The sequence below is a fragment of the Dermacoccus sp. Ellin185 genome (assembly GCF_000152185.1).
GTDB classification, from domain to species: Bacteria; Actinomycetota; Actinomycetes; order Actinomycetales; family Dermatophilaceae; genus Dermacoccus; species Dermacoccus nishinomiyaensis.
The window spans coordinates 80,120-94,304 of record NZ_AEIQ01000088.1 but is presented as its reverse complement, the minus strand read 5'-3'; the positions used below and the strand labels follow the sequence as shown (position 1 = coordinate 94,304).

Annotated in this window: 15 protein-coding genes and 3 tRNA genes; 14 read left to right on the top strand and 4 right to left on the bottom strand. The window is 67.4% G+C overall.

What is annotated here, in order from left to right; translation table 11 throughout:
• The first annotated feature begins 1 nt into the window (after nt 1).
• From HMPREF0321_RS09860 to HMPREF0321_RS09830, 7 genes are all read left to right on the top strand, one after another.
• The gene (locus tag HMPREF0321_RS09860; protein WP_006946143.1) at nt 2–862 is read left to right on the top strand and encodes a MaoC/PaaZ C-terminal domain-containing protein; all 861 of its coding nucleotides are present in this window, start codon (nt 2–4) and stop codon (nt 860–862) included.
• Between the two features lie 249 nt (nt 863–1,111).
• A tRNA-Thr gene (locus tag HMPREF0321_RS09855) sits at nt 1,112–1,184 on the top strand.
• Nucleotides 1,185–1,216: 32 nt separating this feature from the next.
• Nucleotides 1,217–1,293: transfer RNA gene (locus tag HMPREF0321_RS09850), tRNA-Met, on the top strand.
• Between the two features lie 60 nt (nt 1,294–1,353).
• Nucleotides 1,354–1,524, top strand: a complete 171-nt coding sequence (gene rpmG, locus HMPREF0321_RS09845; RefSeq protein WP_006946127.1) for a 50S ribosomal protein L33 — start codon at nt 1,354–1,356, stop codon at nt 1,522–1,524.
• 233 nt (nt 1,525–1,757) lie between these two features.
• Nucleotides 1,758–2,213 carry a MaoC family dehydratase N-terminal domain-containing protein gene (locus HMPREF0321_RS09840; protein WP_006946228.1) on the top strand — a complete coding sequence of 152 codons (456 nt, stop codon included), beginning with the start codon at nt 1,758–1,760 and terminating at the stop codon, nt 2,211–2,213.
• The gene (locus HMPREF0321_RS09835) at nt 2,210–2,644 is read left to right on the top strand and encodes a MaoC/PaaZ C-terminal domain-containing protein (RefSeq protein WP_006946241.1); all 435 of its coding nucleotides are present in this window, start codon (nt 2,210–2,212) and stop codon (nt 2,642–2,644) included. Before HMPREF0321_RS09840 ends, HMPREF0321_RS09835 begins: the two co-directional genes overlap by 4 nt.
• A gap of 11 nt (nt 2,645–2,655) precedes the next feature.
• Nucleotides 2,656–3,768 (top strand): UDP-N-acetylmuramate dehydrogenase, encoded by a 1,113-nt coding sequence (locus tag HMPREF0321_RS09830; protein WP_006946263.1) that lies wholly within the window; start codon nt 2,656–2,658, stop codon nt 3,766–3,768.
• A gap of 77 nt (nt 3,769–3,845) precedes the next feature.
• Here HMPREF0321_RS09830 and HMPREF0321_RS09825 read toward each other — a convergent pair whose 3' ends face one another.
• The gene (locus tag HMPREF0321_RS09825; protein ID WP_006946103.1) at nt 3,846–4,898 is read right to left on the bottom strand and encodes an adenosine deaminase; all 1,053 of its coding nucleotides are present in this window, start codon (nt 4,896–4,898) and stop codon (nt 3,846–3,848) included.
• Nucleotides 4,899–5,043: 145 nt separating this feature from the next.
• On the opposite strand from HMPREF0321_RS09825, the gene HMPREF0321_RS09820 reads away from it, so the two are divergent.
• From HMPREF0321_RS09820 to rplA, 5 genes are all read left to right on the top strand, one after another.
• Nucleotides 5,044–5,116: transfer RNA gene (locus HMPREF0321_RS09820), tRNA-Trp, on the top strand.
• 30 nt (nt 5,117–5,146) lie between these two features.
• Nucleotides 5,147–5,398: a preprotein translocase subunit SecE gene (gene secE, locus HMPREF0321_RS09815; RefSeq protein ID WP_006946054.1), complete on the top strand. Its 252-nt coding sequence runs from the start codon at nt 5,147–5,149 to the stop codon at nt 5,396–5,398.
• A gap of 113 nt (nt 5,399–5,511) precedes the next feature.
• A complete protein-coding gene (gene nusG, locus HMPREF0321_RS09810; RefSeq protein WP_006946230.1) occupies nt 5,512–6,345 on the top strand; it encodes a transcription termination/antitermination protein NusG in 834 nt (277 codons plus the stop codon).
• 126 nt (nt 6,346–6,471) lie between these two features.
• Entirely contained in the window at nt 6,472–6,900 is a 429-nt protein-coding gene (gene rplK, locus HMPREF0321_RS09805) for a 50S ribosomal protein L11 (RefSeq protein ID WP_006946271.1), read from the top strand.
• A gap of 466 nt (nt 6,901–7,366) precedes the next feature.
• Nucleotides 7,367–8,086 (top strand): 50S ribosomal protein L1, encoded by a 720-nt coding sequence (rplA, locus tag HMPREF0321_RS09800; RefSeq protein ID WP_006946194.1) that lies wholly within the window; start codon nt 7,367–7,369, stop codon nt 8,084–8,086.
• 130 nt (nt 8,087–8,216) lie between these two features.
• On the opposite strand, the gene HMPREF0321_RS09795 is transcribed toward rplA, so the two are convergent.
• From HMPREF0321_RS09795 to HMPREF0321_RS09785, 3 genes are all read right to left on the bottom strand, one after another.
• Complete coding sequence (locus tag HMPREF0321_RS09795) at nt 8,217–10,619, bottom strand: lamin tail domain-containing protein (RefSeq protein ID WP_006946262.1); 2,403 nt, start codon at nt 10,617–10,619, stop codon at nt 8,217–8,219.
• Between the two features lie 223 nt (nt 10,620–10,842).
• Nucleotides 10,843–11,358: a hypothetical protein gene (locus HMPREF0321_RS09790; protein ID WP_006946155.1), complete on the bottom strand. Its 516-nt coding sequence runs from the start codon at nt 11,356–11,358 to the stop codon at nt 10,843–10,845.
• A gap of 409 nt (nt 11,359–11,767) precedes the next feature.
• Nucleotides 11,768–12,535, bottom strand: a complete 768-nt coding sequence (locus tag HMPREF0321_RS09785; protein ID WP_006946119.1) for a DUF6318 family protein — start codon at nt 12,533–12,535, stop codon at nt 11,768–11,770.
• A 397-nt stretch (nt 12,536–12,932) separates the two neighbouring features.
• On the opposite strand from HMPREF0321_RS09785, the gene rplJ reads away from it, so the two are divergent.
• Both rplJ and rplL read left to right on the top strand, forming a co-directional pair.
• Entirely contained in the window at nt 12,933–13,523 is a 591-nt protein-coding gene (gene rplJ / locus HMPREF0321_RS09780) for a 50S ribosomal protein L10 (protein ID WP_040014839.1), read from the top strand.
• 105 nt (nt 13,524–13,628) lie between these two features.
• A complete protein-coding gene (rplL, locus tag HMPREF0321_RS09775) occupies nt 13,629–14,015 on the top strand; it encodes a 50S ribosomal protein L7/L12 (protein WP_006946083.1) in 387 nt (128 codons plus the stop codon).
• The last annotated feature ends 170 nt before the right edge of the window (nt 14,016–14,185 follow it).

Below are 14,185 nucleotides of genomic sequence, written 5' to 3'. Positions count from 1 at the left end.
CATGACGCGCATGATCGAGCTGAAGGGCGAGCCGAAGCTCGGCCCCATGTTCGCGAAGGCCGTCGTCACCGGGTCGAAGCGCAAGGGGCGGACGCTGCCCGACCTCGAGGTCGTGCGACGCGACGTGACGCCGAGCGTCGCGGACGTCGCCGACTACGACGCGGTCTGCGGGTTCGCGCTGAGCAACCGGGTGCCGAGCACGTACCTGCACGTGCTCGTCTTCCCGCTGCAGGTCGCGCTCATGTCGGATCCGGGTTTCCCGTTCGCCCTCATGGGTTCGGTGCACCTCGAGAACACGATCCGTCAGCACCGTCCGGTGCTGTTGGGCGAGACGCTGGAGCTGCGCGCGCGGGTCGAGAACCTGCGTCCGCACTTTCGTGGTGCGCAGGCCGACCTCGTCGGTGAGGTGTACGTCGACGGCGAACTCGTGTGGGAGGACCGCTCGACGTACCTCTTTCGCGGCGCGAAGGTCGACGGAGAGGTGCCGCCGAAGGTCGACGAGCCGGACGCCATCGACGGTTTCGGTGCGACGTGGCGCCTCGCCGGCGACCTCGGACGCCGATACGCGAAGGTGTCGGGCGACGTCAACCCGATCCACATGAACCCGCTCGCAGCGAAGGCGCTCGGCTTCCCGACGACGATCGTGCACGGCATGTGGAGCAAGGCCCGCATGCTCGGCGCGCTCGAGAACCGGTTGCCCGACGCCTACGAGGTGAACGTTGCGTTCAAGAAGCCGGTGCTCATCCCGTCGACGGTGCGTTTCATCGCGCAGTCCGCGGGCGGGCCGGGGTCGTTCGACCTCGCGCTGCGCAACGCCAAGAAGGGCACGGAGCACGCTCGGGGCACGATCCGTCCGCTGTGAGGCACACCCCTGAGACGCGGGATCCCGAGGCATGACGTGCCGTCGGGATCCCGCGTCTCAGGGGTGACACGTCTCGGCGCCGGGACGGTGACGACGACCCGATCCCGCCGTCGTGGGGCGAGCCGCGGCGGCACCGCGTCCGTAGCCGTGGGCTCGTCGATTTCGTGTTCGTTCGGGCGCCGTGTAAGGTGTTCCTCGCGCCTGAAACGCGCCGAGCAGCTGAAACAGCCTCGGCGGCAGTGGCGTGAGGCCCCTATAGCTCAGTCGGCAGAGCGTCTCCATGGTAAGGAGAAGGTCAACGGTTCGATTCCGTTTGGGGGCTCGCGTGAGCGCCGGAGACGGCGATCATGGCATGGCGGGGTAGCTCAGCTGGTTAGAGCGCACGACTCATAATCGTGAGGTCGCGGGATCGAGTCCCGCTCCCGCTACCAAGTTTTTCCCGACAGTCTGTCTCGCGACAGTTTCGACTTTTTTGAGAGTAGGTGTAGGACATGGCCTCGAAGAGCGCTGACGTTCGCCCGAAGATCACGATGGCTTGCACCGAGTGCAAGGAGCGCAACTACGTCACCAAGAAGAACCGTCGGAACAACCCCGACCGTCTCGAGCTGGCGAAGTACTGCAAGCGCTGCACGAAGCACACGGCTCACCGCGAGACCCGCTGATCTCGTCTGAACCACACGTCACGGCCGTCACCCCTCCAGGGTGACGGCCGTTTCGCAACCCCGCCCATCTGCGATTCACGTCCCCATCGGCGAATCCTGCCCACCTTCGCGGTTCTCGTCCCCATCTGCGATTTTCGGTCACATTCGTCTGACGTCCGTCGTGCTGCCGACTGCCAGCCTCGGCGCGCATCGCCGACTTCCGAGTAACGCCGAAGCACCTCTAGCGTCGAGACATGCCAGTGAACCCGGCGGTCGAGGGCCGCACCTACCGCATGCCGCAGGCGCACGTCGTCACGCGCGATGAGATCGTGACGTTCGCCCGCGCCGTCCGCGCGAGCGACGACCGTTGCCTCGACGTCGACGCCGCCCGCGTCGCGGGCCACACGAACGCCGTCGCGCCGACGACGTTCGCCGTCACGCTCGCCCAGCAGGCGGAGGCGCTCTTCATGCGCGATGAGGAGGCCGGCGTCGACTTCTCGCGCCTCGTCCATGGCGAGGAGACGTTCACGCATCACGCGCCGATCGTCGCGGGGGAGGCGCTCATCGCCGAGACGACCGTCGCGCGCGTTCGGTCGGCCGGTGGACACGACATGGTCACGCTCGCCACCGCCGTCACCACCGCTGACGGGTCGCGTCGAGCTGACATGACGAGCGTCGTCGTCATCAGGGCAGAGGAGACGCACGCATGAGCGAGCACGAACACCGCAGCGTCGACCTCACGTCCGCGAGCGCGGGCGACACGTTGCTCGAGACGAGCGAAACGCTTCGACGCGCCGATCTCGTCGCCTACGCCGACGCCAGCGGCGATCAGAACCCGATCCACCAGGACGAGGCGTTCGCCAAGAGCGTCGGCCTGCCCGACGTCATCGCCCACGGCATGCTGACGATGGGGCTGGTCGCCTCACGCATCGAGGAGCTGGCGCAGGGGCACTTGATCGTCTCCTTCGGCACCCGCTTCGCCGCGCCCGTCGTCGTGCCTGCCGGCGGCGATGCACGCGTCGACATCGTCGTCTCGCTGTTCTCGCGCGACGACGACGCGGGCAGGGTGACGCTGGACGCGGCGGTGTCGGTGGCAGGCACTAAGGTCTTGAGTCGAACGAGAGCAGTCATCCAACTCTGATCGAGGTCTTCATGCAGGAGCAGTTCGACGTCCCGCTCGCGAGCCTGACGACGATGCATGTCGGTGGCCCTGCTCGACGTCTCGTGGTCGCGGAGACGATCGACGAGATCGTCGACGTCGTGCGCGAGGTCGATGACGCCGAGGAGCCGCTGCTCGTGCTCTCGGGCGGTTCGAACCTGCTCATCGCGGACGAGGGTTTTCCCGGCACGGTCGTCAAGATCGCGAACGACACCCTCGAGGTCGAGCACGACTCCGACTGCGGGGGCGTGACGGTTCGTGTCAGTGCCGGCATGGTGTGGGACGAGTTCGTCGCGTACGCTTGCAGCCACGACTGGTCCGGCATCGAGGCGTTGTCGGGTATCCCGGGGCTCGTCGGCGCGACGCCCGTGCAGAACGTCGGCGCGTACGGCCAGGAGGTCGCGCAGACCGTCGCGAGCGTACGGACGTACGACCGTGTCACCCAGCAGATCAAGACGTTCGCCAACGCCGACTGCGACTTCACCTACCGTCACAGCATCTTCAAGAACACCCCCTTCCGTGACGGCGACGCGAGCGGTCGCTACGTCGTGCTCGACGTGTCGTTCCAGCTGCGCAAGGCCGATCGCAGCCAGCCCATCGCGTACGCGGATCTCGCCGCGGGGCTCGGCGTCGAGCAGGGCGATCGCGTTCCGCTCGCCGACGCCCGCGAGGCCGTCCTCGCCCAGCGTTCCAAGCGCGGGATGGTCGTCGTCGAGGCCGATCATGACACCTGGTCGTGCGGTTCGTTCTTCACCAACCCGATCGTCTCCGAACGCGTCATGGCGCGCATCCGCGAGCGAGCGGCCGAGCGCCTCGGCGCCGACGGACCCACACCGCCCGAGTTCCCCGCCGGCGCGGCGCACCCGGGGTTGCTCAAGACGTCGGCGGCCTGGCTCATCGACAAGGCCGGCTTCGGCAAGGGGTACAACATGCCCGGCCCGGCGGCGTTGTCGACCAAGCACACGCTCGCTCTGACGAACCGTGGCGATGCCAGCGCATCGGACGTCGTGGCCCTCGCCACCGAGATCGTCGACGGCGTCGAGGCCGCGTTCGGCGTGCGTCTCGTGCCCGAGCCCGTGTGGGTCGGGCTCGAACCGATCGCCTGACCCGCTCCGCCCACCTCCGGCGTCCGCGCACTCGATGCTCGAGCGCGACGCAGCAATCTGGGAGGCCGGCTGAGCGCTCAAGCAGGCGGTGCGGCGAGCCAGGCGTCGATGTCGGCGTCCGCGGCCGCGACGACGTCCGCCGGCGCGTTCGAGATCGTGAAACTGTCGCGCGCGAGCTGGGCGAGTTCGGCGTCGCTGAATCCGTGGACGTCGCGCGCGGTGCGGTACTGATCCGTGAGGCGTGAGCCGAACAGCAGCGGGTCGTCGGCGCCGAGCGCCATCCGCGCGCCTGCGTCGAACAAGGGACGCAGGGGCACCTCCGGGGCGCTCTCGTACACGCCGAGTGCCACATTGCTGCCGGGGCACACCTCGAGCCCGACGCCGGCATCGACGACGCGCGCCAACACCTCAGGCGATTCCGCGGAACGCACCCCGTGCCCGAGCCGCGTGGGGTGCAGCGCGTCGAGCGTCTCGCTCACGGCGTCGGCGCCGAGCAGTTCGCCCCCGTGGGGCAGTGAGGCGAGGCCCGCGTTGCGCGCGATGCGGAACGCCGGCGCGAACGCGGAGGTGTCGCCGCGGCGTTCGTCGTTGCTCAATCCGAAGCCGACGACACCGCCGGCGTTCTTCGCCGCGAGCCGGGCCAACGTCCGCGCGTCGAGGGGATGCCGTAGCCGTGACGCCGCGACTACGACGCCCACCCCGATGCCGTGACGCTCACCGGCCCGCGCAGCTTCGTCGAGCACGATCTCCAAGGCGGGTGTGATGCCGCCGACGAACGGTGCGTAGGACGTGGGGTCGACCTGGATCTCCAACCATCGTGAGCCCTCACGCGCATCGCTCGCGGCGGCCTCGTCGACGATGCGGCGCATGTCATCCTCGCTACGCACGCAGGCGCGGGCGGCGTCGTAGAGGCGTTGGAAGCGGAACCAACCCCGCTCGTCGCGGGCCGATGCGAGCTGAGGAGGCCAGCTGCGCCTCAGGCTGTCCGGCAGCCGGACGCCGTGCGTCACGCTCATGTCGAGCAGGGTGTCGAACGCCATCGAGCCGGTGAAGTGCAGGTGCAGGTGCGCCTTCGGCAGGGCGTCGAGGTCTCGCCGGGAGCGGCTGGGGGAGGTGTCGCGACTCGTCACCCGCTCATCCTGTCACCGCCCTCGCGCGACGGCTGCCGCGCATCACGCACGGGGGAGGGCCAGATTTCCGTTCGAGCGTCGTCGTCCCGTACAGTTGGGGGTCGACACGGCACTCAACCGCCGCGTCGCGCGGGTTCGCTCGCGAAGGGCACTAGCTCAATTGGCAGAGCACCGGTCTCCAAAACCGGGGGTTGGGGGTTCAAGTCCCTCGTGCCCTGCACAGCGTATTGATCCGAGAGGGCGGGGCCGTGGCAGATTCCGATGTCGTGACGGGGGCTTCCGTCGCGGGTGAATCTGAGCGCCGCGGTTTCTTCGGCCGCATCCTGTTGTTCATCCGGCAGGTCATCGGCGAGATGCGCAAGGTCGTTTATCCGACGCGTGACGAGTTGACGACGTACACGATCGCGGTCCTGGTCTTCCTCGCCGTCATCATGGCGTACGTCAACGGTCTAGACTGGCTGTTCACGCGTGCGGTCTCCTGGGTCTTCGGTTCGAACTGAGTCCCGGGCCCATCTCGAAGATTCGCCGCCTGAGCGCCCCCGCGGGGGCCGCGCGGGCGGCGTTCGTGTGAGAGCACGCGACGTACGTCCCCACATGTGAAGGAAGCAGGTCGATGACCGAGCAGAACCCCGAGCAGCTTTCGCCGGCTGCGGCGGAAGAGGCCGAATTCGCGGCGGGCGCTGTGCGCACGCCTGACGCTGACCTGGCGCCCGAGCAGGGCGAGGTCGGCGAACTGCCGAGCGCCGCCGAGGCCCACGCCGACGACGCCGAGCGCGAGGTGGAGCAGGAGGCCGTCGTCGACGCCGAGGTCGCCCCGGCCGAGCAGGCTGACGCGGTCGACCCTCGCGAGGCGTTCATCGCGGAGCTCAAGTCGCAGTTCGGTGACTGGTACGTCATCCACTCCTACGCGGGCTACGAGAAGCGTGTGAAGACGAACCTCGAGCAGCGCATCACGAGCCTCAACATGGAGGATTACATCTTCCAGATCGAGGTTCCGATGGAGGACTACACCGAGATCAAGAACGGGCAGAAGAAGTCGGGTACGCGCGTGCGCATCCCGGGTTACGTGCTCGTGCGCATGGATCTGACGGACGAGTCGTGGGGCGCAGTGCGTCACACCCCGGGTGTCACGGGCTTCGTCGGCAACGCGCACCAGCCGTACCCGTTGTCGATCGACGAGGTCGTCACGATGCTGAACCCGACGTTCGAGGAGCCGGAGGCTTCGGCTGAGGGTGCGGCCGCGTCGAGTGGCTCCGCGTCGTCGGCGTCCGCGGATGTCGACTTCACCGTCGGCGAGTCCGTCACCGTCATGGAAGGCCCGTTCGAGACGTTGCCCGCGACGATCTCCGAGATCAACGCGGACACGCAGAAGATCAAGGTGCTCGTGTCGATCTTCGGTCGCGAGACGCCGGTCGAACTGGGCTTCAACCAGGTCGCGAAGATCTGATCCTTCGACCTGCCGCGCGTTTCGTCGCGGCGGTCGTCATCAACCTCTCATCGCCTGTCCGGGTGGTGAGGATGCAACCGGGTCATCGCCCACGGCGTCGGCCCATGACAGGAAAGAGGTGGCTTCATGCCTCCGAAGAAGAAGGTTTCCGGTTTCATCAAGCTGCAGATCCAGGCCGGTGCGGCGACGCCGGCTCCGCCGGTCGGTCCGGCGCTGGGTCAGCACGGTGTGAACATCATGGAGTTCGTCAAGGCGTACAACGCTGCGACGGAGTCCCAGCGCGGCAACGTCATCCCGGTCGAGATCACGGTCTACGAGGACCGTTCGTTCACGTTCATCACGAAGACGCCGCCGGCTGCTGAGCTCATCAAGAAGGCTGCGGGCGTCCAGAAGGGTTCCGGCGAGCCGCACAAGACGAAGGTCGCGCACCTGTCGGCGGATCAGGTTCGTGAGATCGCGCAGCAGAAGATGCAGGACCTCAACGCGAACGATCTCGACATGGCGTCGCGGATCATTGCGGGTACGGCGCGTTCGATGGGGATTACCACCGACTGAAAGTGCACCGCCGGTACGGGCAGTGATGTTCGTACTGCCGTGACGTTCCGGCGGGGTGCGTTCAGTCGAGGAAAAGTGTCTGAGAGTGCATCCTCGGTACGGGCAGTGATGTTCGTACTGCCGTGACGTTCCGGCCGGGGTGCGTTCAGTCGAGAAGAAGTGTCTGAGAGTGCACCTTCGGTACGATCGATGATGTTCGTACTGCCGTGACGTTGCGGCGGGGATCGATCAGTCGAGAAGAAATTGTCTGCCGGTTCGACGCAAGCCCCTGGCCCTCACCTGGGTCAGGGGCTTCGTGCGTCCGTCGCCGATTTCACCCCACCCCCGCACGTCACGTAGAATCGTCTGGTTGCCTGTGTGGCATCGCGGCGTCAGGATCGACCTGGTGTCGGGGGCGCGGAGCCCGAAAGTGGTTGGGCCGGCGCTGGCTCGTAGAACCACGATCTCCCTGTTGAAGGAGTTTGAGATGAAGCGCAGCAAGACGTACCGCGCGGCGGAAGAGAAGATCGAAGAAGGCAAGCTGTACTCGCCGCTCGAGGCTGTTCGCCTCGCGAAGGAGACGGCCGGCACGAAGTTCGATTCGACGGTCGAGGTTGCGATGCGCCTCGGTGTCGACCCGCGCAAGGCGGACCAGATGGTTCGTGGCACGGTGAACCTGCCGAACGGCACGGGTAAGACGGCTCGCGTCCTCGTGTTCGCCAACGGTGACAAGGCTGCGGCGGCCGAGGCTGCCGGCGCCGACTTCGTTGGTTCGGATGACCTGATCGCCAAGGTTCAGGGTGGCTGGACGGACTTCGACGCCGTCGTCGCGACGCCCGACCTCATGGGCAAGGTCGGTCGCCTGGGTAAGGTGCTCGGTCCGCGTGGTCTCATGCCGAACCCGAAGACGGGAACGGTGACGATGGACGTCGCGAAGGCCGTCGGAGACATCAAGGGCGGAAAGATCGAGTTCCGTGTCGACAAGCACGCGAACCTGCACTTCATCATCGGCAAGTCCTCGTTCGACGAGAAGGCTCTTGTCGAAAATTATGCGGCTGCGCTCGATGAGATCCTGCGTCTGAAGCCGTCGGCGTCGAAGGGTCGTTACATCACGAAGGCCACGATGGCCACGACGATGGGCCCTGGCATCCTGATCGACCAGTCGCGCACGCGCAACCTCATGGAGGACGGCGCCGAGCAGGCCTGATCGGCTTCTCGCTCGATCGCTCTACGTGAGCGGTCGACGCTTCTCGACGGGCGAGGCCCGCATCCCGATTCGTTCGGGGTGCGGGCCTCGCCTGTTGTGCCGTCCAGATCACATGGCCGGCCGCATGACCTCAGAACGGGGTGACGGTCATGCGGACGATCTGCGGGTCGTGGTCGGAGTCCTGGTCGGGGAACTCGCTGTTGGTGTGGACGATGTCGTAGTTGAACAGCGGCTTCGCGAGGCCGAGCCAGGGCTGGGCGAGCTTGGGGCTGAGCAGGATGTGGTCGAGGATCTGGCTGTTGCCCTCGTACACGTACGAGTACCGCTCGTTGGCGGGCAGGGTGCGCGGCAGGTCCGTCATCGCTGTCTTGCGGTTTCCGACGAGGATGTCGGTGGTCCGGCTGAACTCGAAGTCGTTGAGGTCACCGAGCGTCACGATGCGAGCGTTGGGGTCGGCGGCGAGCAGCTTGTCGATGAATCCGCGCACGACGGTGGCCTGCGCGTGGCGCTGCGTCTCGGACGAGCGCACGGGCTGCTGCCAGCGGCCGAAGAGCGGGTCGTCGCCGCCCTTGCTGTTGAAGTGGTTGGCGATGACGTACACCTTCGTCCCGCGGAACTTGAACTCGCCGACGAGCGGCTTGCGCGAGTCGGTGAAGGCGGTGTTCGTCGGGTCGATGCGGCCGGGCGAGACGGTGAGGTCGGTGAACAGGCCACGCCCGGTGACGCCGGTGGCCGTCGTCGCGCCGGGGGTTCCCTTGTCGACGAACGACGTGCCGCGGTCGGTGCGGTAGAGGAACACCTGGCGGATGTTGCCTCCGGGCTGGCCTCCGTCCTTGCCGTTCTCGGGGTCGACCCAGCGCGCCTGGTACGTCGGGCCGCCGGCGGCCTTGATGGTGTCGACGAGCTTCTTGACGGTCGTGGACGAGTCGACGGTGCCGTCGTTCTGGGCGCCGTTGTTGTCCTGGATCTCTTCGAGCGCGAGGACATCGGGGGAGTGCAGGTTGCCCGTGATCTGGCCGGCGAGGCGGTCGTACTTCGTCTGGGGGTCGCTGGGTGCGAGGTTCTCGACGTTGAATGTCGCGACGGCCATCTCGAACAGGCCCTGGGCCTTCGTCGTCTCGCGCTTCAGGCCGGCGCTGCGGTGCCCCGCGACGTCGGTGACGTGCACGTGCGGCATGGCGAAGGAGTAGTCCATGATGCCGGTGGTGCGGCCGGTGTAGACGTCACCTACGGTGCTGACGGGCAGCGGGTTGGCGGGCTTGGCCTGGTCGTCGAGGATGACGCGCATCGCGTTCGGGTGGTCGTAGCCGGAGTAGAGCACGCCACCGCGCGGCGTGGTCAGCGCGTCGACGTTCTGGCCGGGCACGACCGGGGTCTCGCGGTACTTGGGGTTGGTCGGGCCGACGGCGCGCGCATCGTCGAGGGCGACGCGCATGCCTTCGAGCGACTCGTCGAAGTCGATCGCGTTCTTCGTCGGGTCGAAGGTGGCCGCTGCCGATTCGACGTTCTTCGGGTCGCCCGACTCGACGTTCTGCTGTGGGGCGATGCGGTCCTTGCCGAGGACGGCAGGCGCCGGCAGCGCTTGCCCGGACGCGGTGACGGTGACGACGGGGCTCGTCAGCTGCGTCGTCGTCAGGTTGTCGTTGCCCGAGGCGCCGCCCGGTCGGAATTCGGAGACGGTGGCGTCGACGCTGACGGCGTCACCGACGACGGCGGTGGGCGCGGTCTTGGTGTAGACGAAGACGGCGTCGCTCGTCGCGTCGTCGTCGTCGCTCGGGGCCTGCATCCAGAACCCGGTGGCATTGATGGCGGTGACGACACCGCTGACCTTGCTGACGCGCTCGTCCCTGAGCGGCGAGAGGTGCGAAAAACCCTGGATCTGCTGGATCGTCACCGTCGACGGCTCGTGCGGCGCCTGCGGGGTGCAGGCCGTCGCGCCGGCCGCCGACGACGTCGGCGTCGGGGTGCCGACGGTGAAGTCGACAGCGTTGTCGTCGGTGTCGGTGCACTCGCTCTTGCGGAAGACGGATGTCGAGTTCGTCGTCGCGGGGGCAGGGGAACCCTCCGCGACGCTCGCCCCGCCCCAGCCGACGAGGTCGACGGTGGCGCCGTTCGGGTCGACGATGGCGACGCGGCCCGCGGTGCCCGACATCGCGATCGTGCCCGTCACGTCAGGATTCTCCAGGGCGGGCGCGGACGCGTTCGCGCCGTCGGCTTCCTTGACGAGGAAGTGGTGTCCCGGTGCGACCTGGCCGCTGAGCGGAGTCTTCTGGGCGCTCGTGCCCGACGCGGACCAGTACTGGACGCTCCAGCCGGTGAGGTCGACGGGCGCGCTCGAGGTGTTGTAGAGCTCGACGAAGTCGCTGCGCAGCGGTGCGCCGCTGTTGCCGCCTCCGCCGAACACCTCGCTGATCGTGACGGTGGTCGACGCAGCCTGCGCCGAACCTGCGGTGGACAGCGAGAACGACGTCAGCCCCGCGACGGCTGCGGCGACGGTGACGATGGCGGTGGGGCGCTGGGGAAGCAGTGGCATGAGGGGCTTTCGTTAGTTCAGCAACAGGACGAGCTGACAGTAGGCGGCGGGCCGCGGCGCGCAGGGTGCGTCATCGTGGCCAGTGGGTGAACAGTTGGTGCAGCGACTCTGCTGGGGACTTGTGCACCCACACGGGGAACGTGCGCGCAGTCGCGCATTCGTGGTGCAGCTGGCGGGTGGGTGCGAGCGGTCGGGCGGCGGGTGTGTTCTCTGGGTGCGGTGGTCAGTGGTGGAGGCGTGATTGGAGGGTGGCGATGGTGAGCCGTTGAGGCTGTCCCGTGATCGTCGTGGCGCCGGGGATGGTGCGCCAGGGGCCGTTGTTCTCCTGGTACTGGCCGCTGAGGGTGGTGTCGATGCGGGTGGTGACGGTGCCCTTGGTGGGGTAGGTGTGAGTGACATTGCCGGTGGGGTAGGGCCCGCCCGCGTCGGTGGTGGGGCCGTAGGTGGCGGTGTCGCCGTAGTGGTAGGTGTAGGTGACGTCGGTGGGGCGCAGGGTGATGGTGTGTCCGAGCAGGGTGACTGTGGTCGTCTCACCGGGGGCGAGACCATCGGGGCCGTAGGTCGCCTGGAAGTAGGTGGGCAGGCCCGTGAGCGTGGTGTTGCCGGCGGGTTGGATGGCGACGGTGGCCTTCGTGAAGGTCTGAGTCGTCCAGGCCTGGGTGGCTGCTTGCTCGGCGGTGTAGGTGGGCGCGGCCGGAGCTGCTGGCGCTGTGGCGGTTCCTGATGCGGGGGTGGTCATCGTGGGTGCAGGTGGCGCGGGGGTGTAGTTGACGCACGACAGCTTCGGGGTCTGCCCCTCGCCCGTCGCGCACGGCGTGTCAGCGGGGCGTGCGTGGACTGACGTCGTTGAGATGCCACCTGTTGTGGCCCAGAGCGGAACGGTAGGTTCATGACTGCCTGCGGGCGGTGGTGGCGGCACAATGCGGGATGGCTTTGATGAGCCGCCGCTTTCTGGATCGGTGTCGCGGGGGCCGGGTGGGCGTGGAGCCGCGGTCGCGATGCCCCCACCTTTCTTTACGACGACGGAGACCGTGTCGCCATTGTGGCAAGCCAGAGCCTGCTGGCAGGGCAGGTCCGCGGACGCCGTAATGGGCTCCGCGATCAACAGCGCCCATCCGGTGAGAGGTAGCAAGGCCAGCTTGCAGAGGTCAGTTCTGGTCAGCACCAGACTCACCGAGCCTCCAGGTGTTGCCAACCCAGTCCGCTCGTGCCGCCACCTTTAGACTCGTCTTGGGCAATATCGCGCGCTTACCGTCGGCTGACACCTTGGTCGCCGGGGGAGCCGCCTGATGGAAGGTCACGATGACAGAGTCGTTGGTGGAATCGCTCCGAATCGACACATTGCTCAGGTGAGGGCTGGCGGCATCGATGTGACTGCCATCGCGCACCATGGTCGCGATCGTATTGCGCTGCGAGATGCACGACTGGCAATCAGACGCGGCCAATTGCTCTAACACGCCGACTTTGGGTGCCGCGTCCAGTTTGTCGAGGGTTTCCCAGTAGAACTTCACGAAGGCCTTGGCGCCGTCTTTGGTGTGGGCCTTGGCGGCGTCGGGGATGACGACTGCGGCGGCGCCGGCCTTGGATGTCGTCCCGGATGCGCTCGACGCGACCGAAGCACTCCGCGAGGTCGCGGGCGCAGACGAGGCGGCGCTGCGCAACGACGTAGAAGGGTCAGTCGAACTGGAACGCGGCGTGTTGCCGGCCGCGATGCGGCTCATGTCGGAGGGGGCGATGGTGCTCGTCGAGGCATCGGCCGTCGAGTCGTCGCCGCACCCACTCACCGCCGTCGTCACGGCCGCGGCCAGGGCGATCGCGGCGACCCCACGTGGCGCGAGATGGCGCCCGGCAAGTCCACGACGTGCGGTCGCGCCATCGTCGGGTAGAGCAGCTGCGGGGGTGGGTGCGTCGGGCATGCTTGGTCCTTCGGTAGGCGGTGAGGCAGCGCCCGGTGCGTCACCGGCCACTCCTCGAGTCTCACCAGCCCGGCGCGTGTCGCACCCGATCGCGACGGTAAGTTTTTCGTCAGGTTTCCGCGGCCTGTGCACCAGTGCCCACCGGCGTCGATCGCACCGATTTGGCCGCCCGCCGCCCGCCCGGTACATTGGGAGGACCAATGACCGCCGGTTGTTGCACTCTGCCTCTGGGTGGATGTGACCGAAGGCCTCACGTCAGTGAGCGTCCGGCGCAGGTGAGCTTCAGTCGATGATCGTGCTGTTCGTCAGCATGTTTTCAGAGCCTCAGCGCGCCTGCGCCGAGGCTCTTTTTTCGTGTCGCCCGAGCGACTGGCACTCACCACCGAAGGAGGCGCGCATGGCTACCGCCGCTAAGGATGCAGCCATTGCCGAGCTTGCGGACAACTTCCGCAACTCGGATGCTGCCGTGCTGACGGAGTACCGCGGTCTCACCGTGGCGCAGATCACCGATCTGCGTAACTCCATTCGTGAGCACGCCACCTACGCCGTGGTGAAGAACACGCTGACCGCCCGTGCGGCTGCCGAAGCCGGCGTGACGGCTTTCGACGGCCAGCTCCAGGGCCCGTCCGCTATCGCCTTCGTCACCGGTGACCCGGTGGAGACGGCGAAGAAGCTGCGTGACTTCGCCAAGGCCAACCCTCTCCTCGTCATCAAGGGCGGCGTCCTTGACGGCAAGGCCATGTCGGCCGAGGAGATCAACAAGCTCGCGGACCTCGAGTCCCGCGAGACCCTGCTCGCCAAGCTGGCCGGGGGCCTCCAGGCCTCGCTCAGCCAGGCTGTCTACCTCTTCGCGGCCCCGCTGTCGCAGGCCGCTCGCACCGTCGACGCCCTGCGTGCGAAGGTCGAGACCGAGGGACCGGCCACCGACGCAGCCCCGGCTGCCGAAGCGGCCACCGCAGACGTCGCCGAGGGTGGCGACGAGGCCTGATCCGGTCCCGACCGGCATCAGCGCAAACCCACCACAACGCCACTCACGGCACGGATCCCACGACCACATCGGTCCGGGTCCGACAGAACAGAAAGGACGCCCATCATGGCGAAGCTCTCCAACGACGAGCTCCTCGAGGCTTTCAAGGAAATGACGCTCATCGAGCTCTCCGAGTTCGTGACGCTCTTCGAAGACACCTTCAACGTCACCGCTGCTGCTCCGGTTGCTGCCGCGGCTGCTCCGGCTGCAGGCGGCGGCGACGCCGGCGCTGCCGAGGAGAAGTCCGAGTTCGACGTCATCCTGGCCTCGGCCGGTGACAAGAAGATCCAGGTCATCAAGGAGGTGCGCGCCCTCACGTCCCTCGGTCTCAAGGAGGCCAAGGACCTCGTCGACGGCGCCCCGAAGCCGGTTCTCGAAGGTGTCGCCAAGGACGCTGCCGACAAGGCCAAGGAAGCCCTCGAAGGCGCCGGCGCCACCGTCGAGGTCAAGTGATCTCTGCCCGGGCACTGCCTGGGCACTGATCGCGAGACATCGCGTCGAAGCGGGTCGCACCATCACGGTGCGGCCCGCTTTCGCATGCCGGCAGACCTGGCGTCGCGCCAAAGGAACCCTGCCGAGGCCGGTGCCGCCGATGACGCGCGCGATATTCGAGTGCGGTTGTC

Coding starts and splice junctions, on each gene's coding strand:
- HMPREF0321_RS09860 (WP_006946143.1), top strand. CDS start 2: ATGACGCGCATGATCGAGCTGAAGGGCGAGCCGAAGCTCGGCCCCATG.
- rpmG (WP_006946127.1), top strand. CDS start 1,354: ATGGCCTCGAAGAGCGCTGACGTTCGCCCGAAGATCACGATGGCTTGC.
- HMPREF0321_RS09840 (WP_006946228.1), top strand. CDS start 1,758: ATGCCAGTGAACCCGGCGGTCGAGGGCCGCACCTACCGCATGCCGCAG.
- HMPREF0321_RS09835 (WP_006946241.1), top strand. CDS start 2,210: ATGAGCGAGCACGAACACCGCAGCGTCGACCTCACGTCCGCGAGCGCG.
- HMPREF0321_RS09830 (WP_006946263.1), top strand. CDS start 2,656: ATGCAGGAGCAGTTCGACGTCCCGCTCGCGAGCCTGACGACGATGCAT.
- nusG (WP_006946230.1), top strand. CDS start 5,512: ATGACCGAGCAGAACCCCGAGCAGCTTTCGCCGGCTGCGGCGGAAGAG.
- rplK (WP_006946271.1), top strand. CDS start 6,472: ATGCCTCCGAAGAAGAAGGTTTCCGGTTTCATCAAGCTGCAGATCCAG.
- rplA (WP_006946194.1), top strand. CDS start 7,367: ATGAAGCGCAGCAAGACGTACCGCGCGGCGGAAGAGAAGATCGAAGAA.
- HMPREF0321_RS09795 (WP_006946262.1), bottom strand. CDS start 10,619: ATGCCACTGCTTCCCCAGCGCCCCACCGCCATCGTCACCGTCGCCGCA.
- HMPREF0321_RS09790 (WP_006946155.1), bottom strand. CDS start 11,358: ATGACCACCCCCGCATCAGGAACCGCCACAGCGCCAGCAGCTCCGGCC.
- HMPREF0321_RS09785 (WP_006946119.1), bottom strand. CDS start 12,535: ATGCCCGACGCACCCACCCCCGCAGCTGCTCTACCCGACGATGGCGCG.
- rplJ (WP_040014839.1), top strand. CDS start 12,933: ATGGCTACCGCCGCTAAGGATGCAGCCATTGCCGAGCTTGCGGACAAC.
- rplL (WP_006946083.1), top strand. CDS start 13,629: ATGGCGAAGCTCTCCAACGACGAGCTCCTCGAGGCTTTCAAGGAAATG.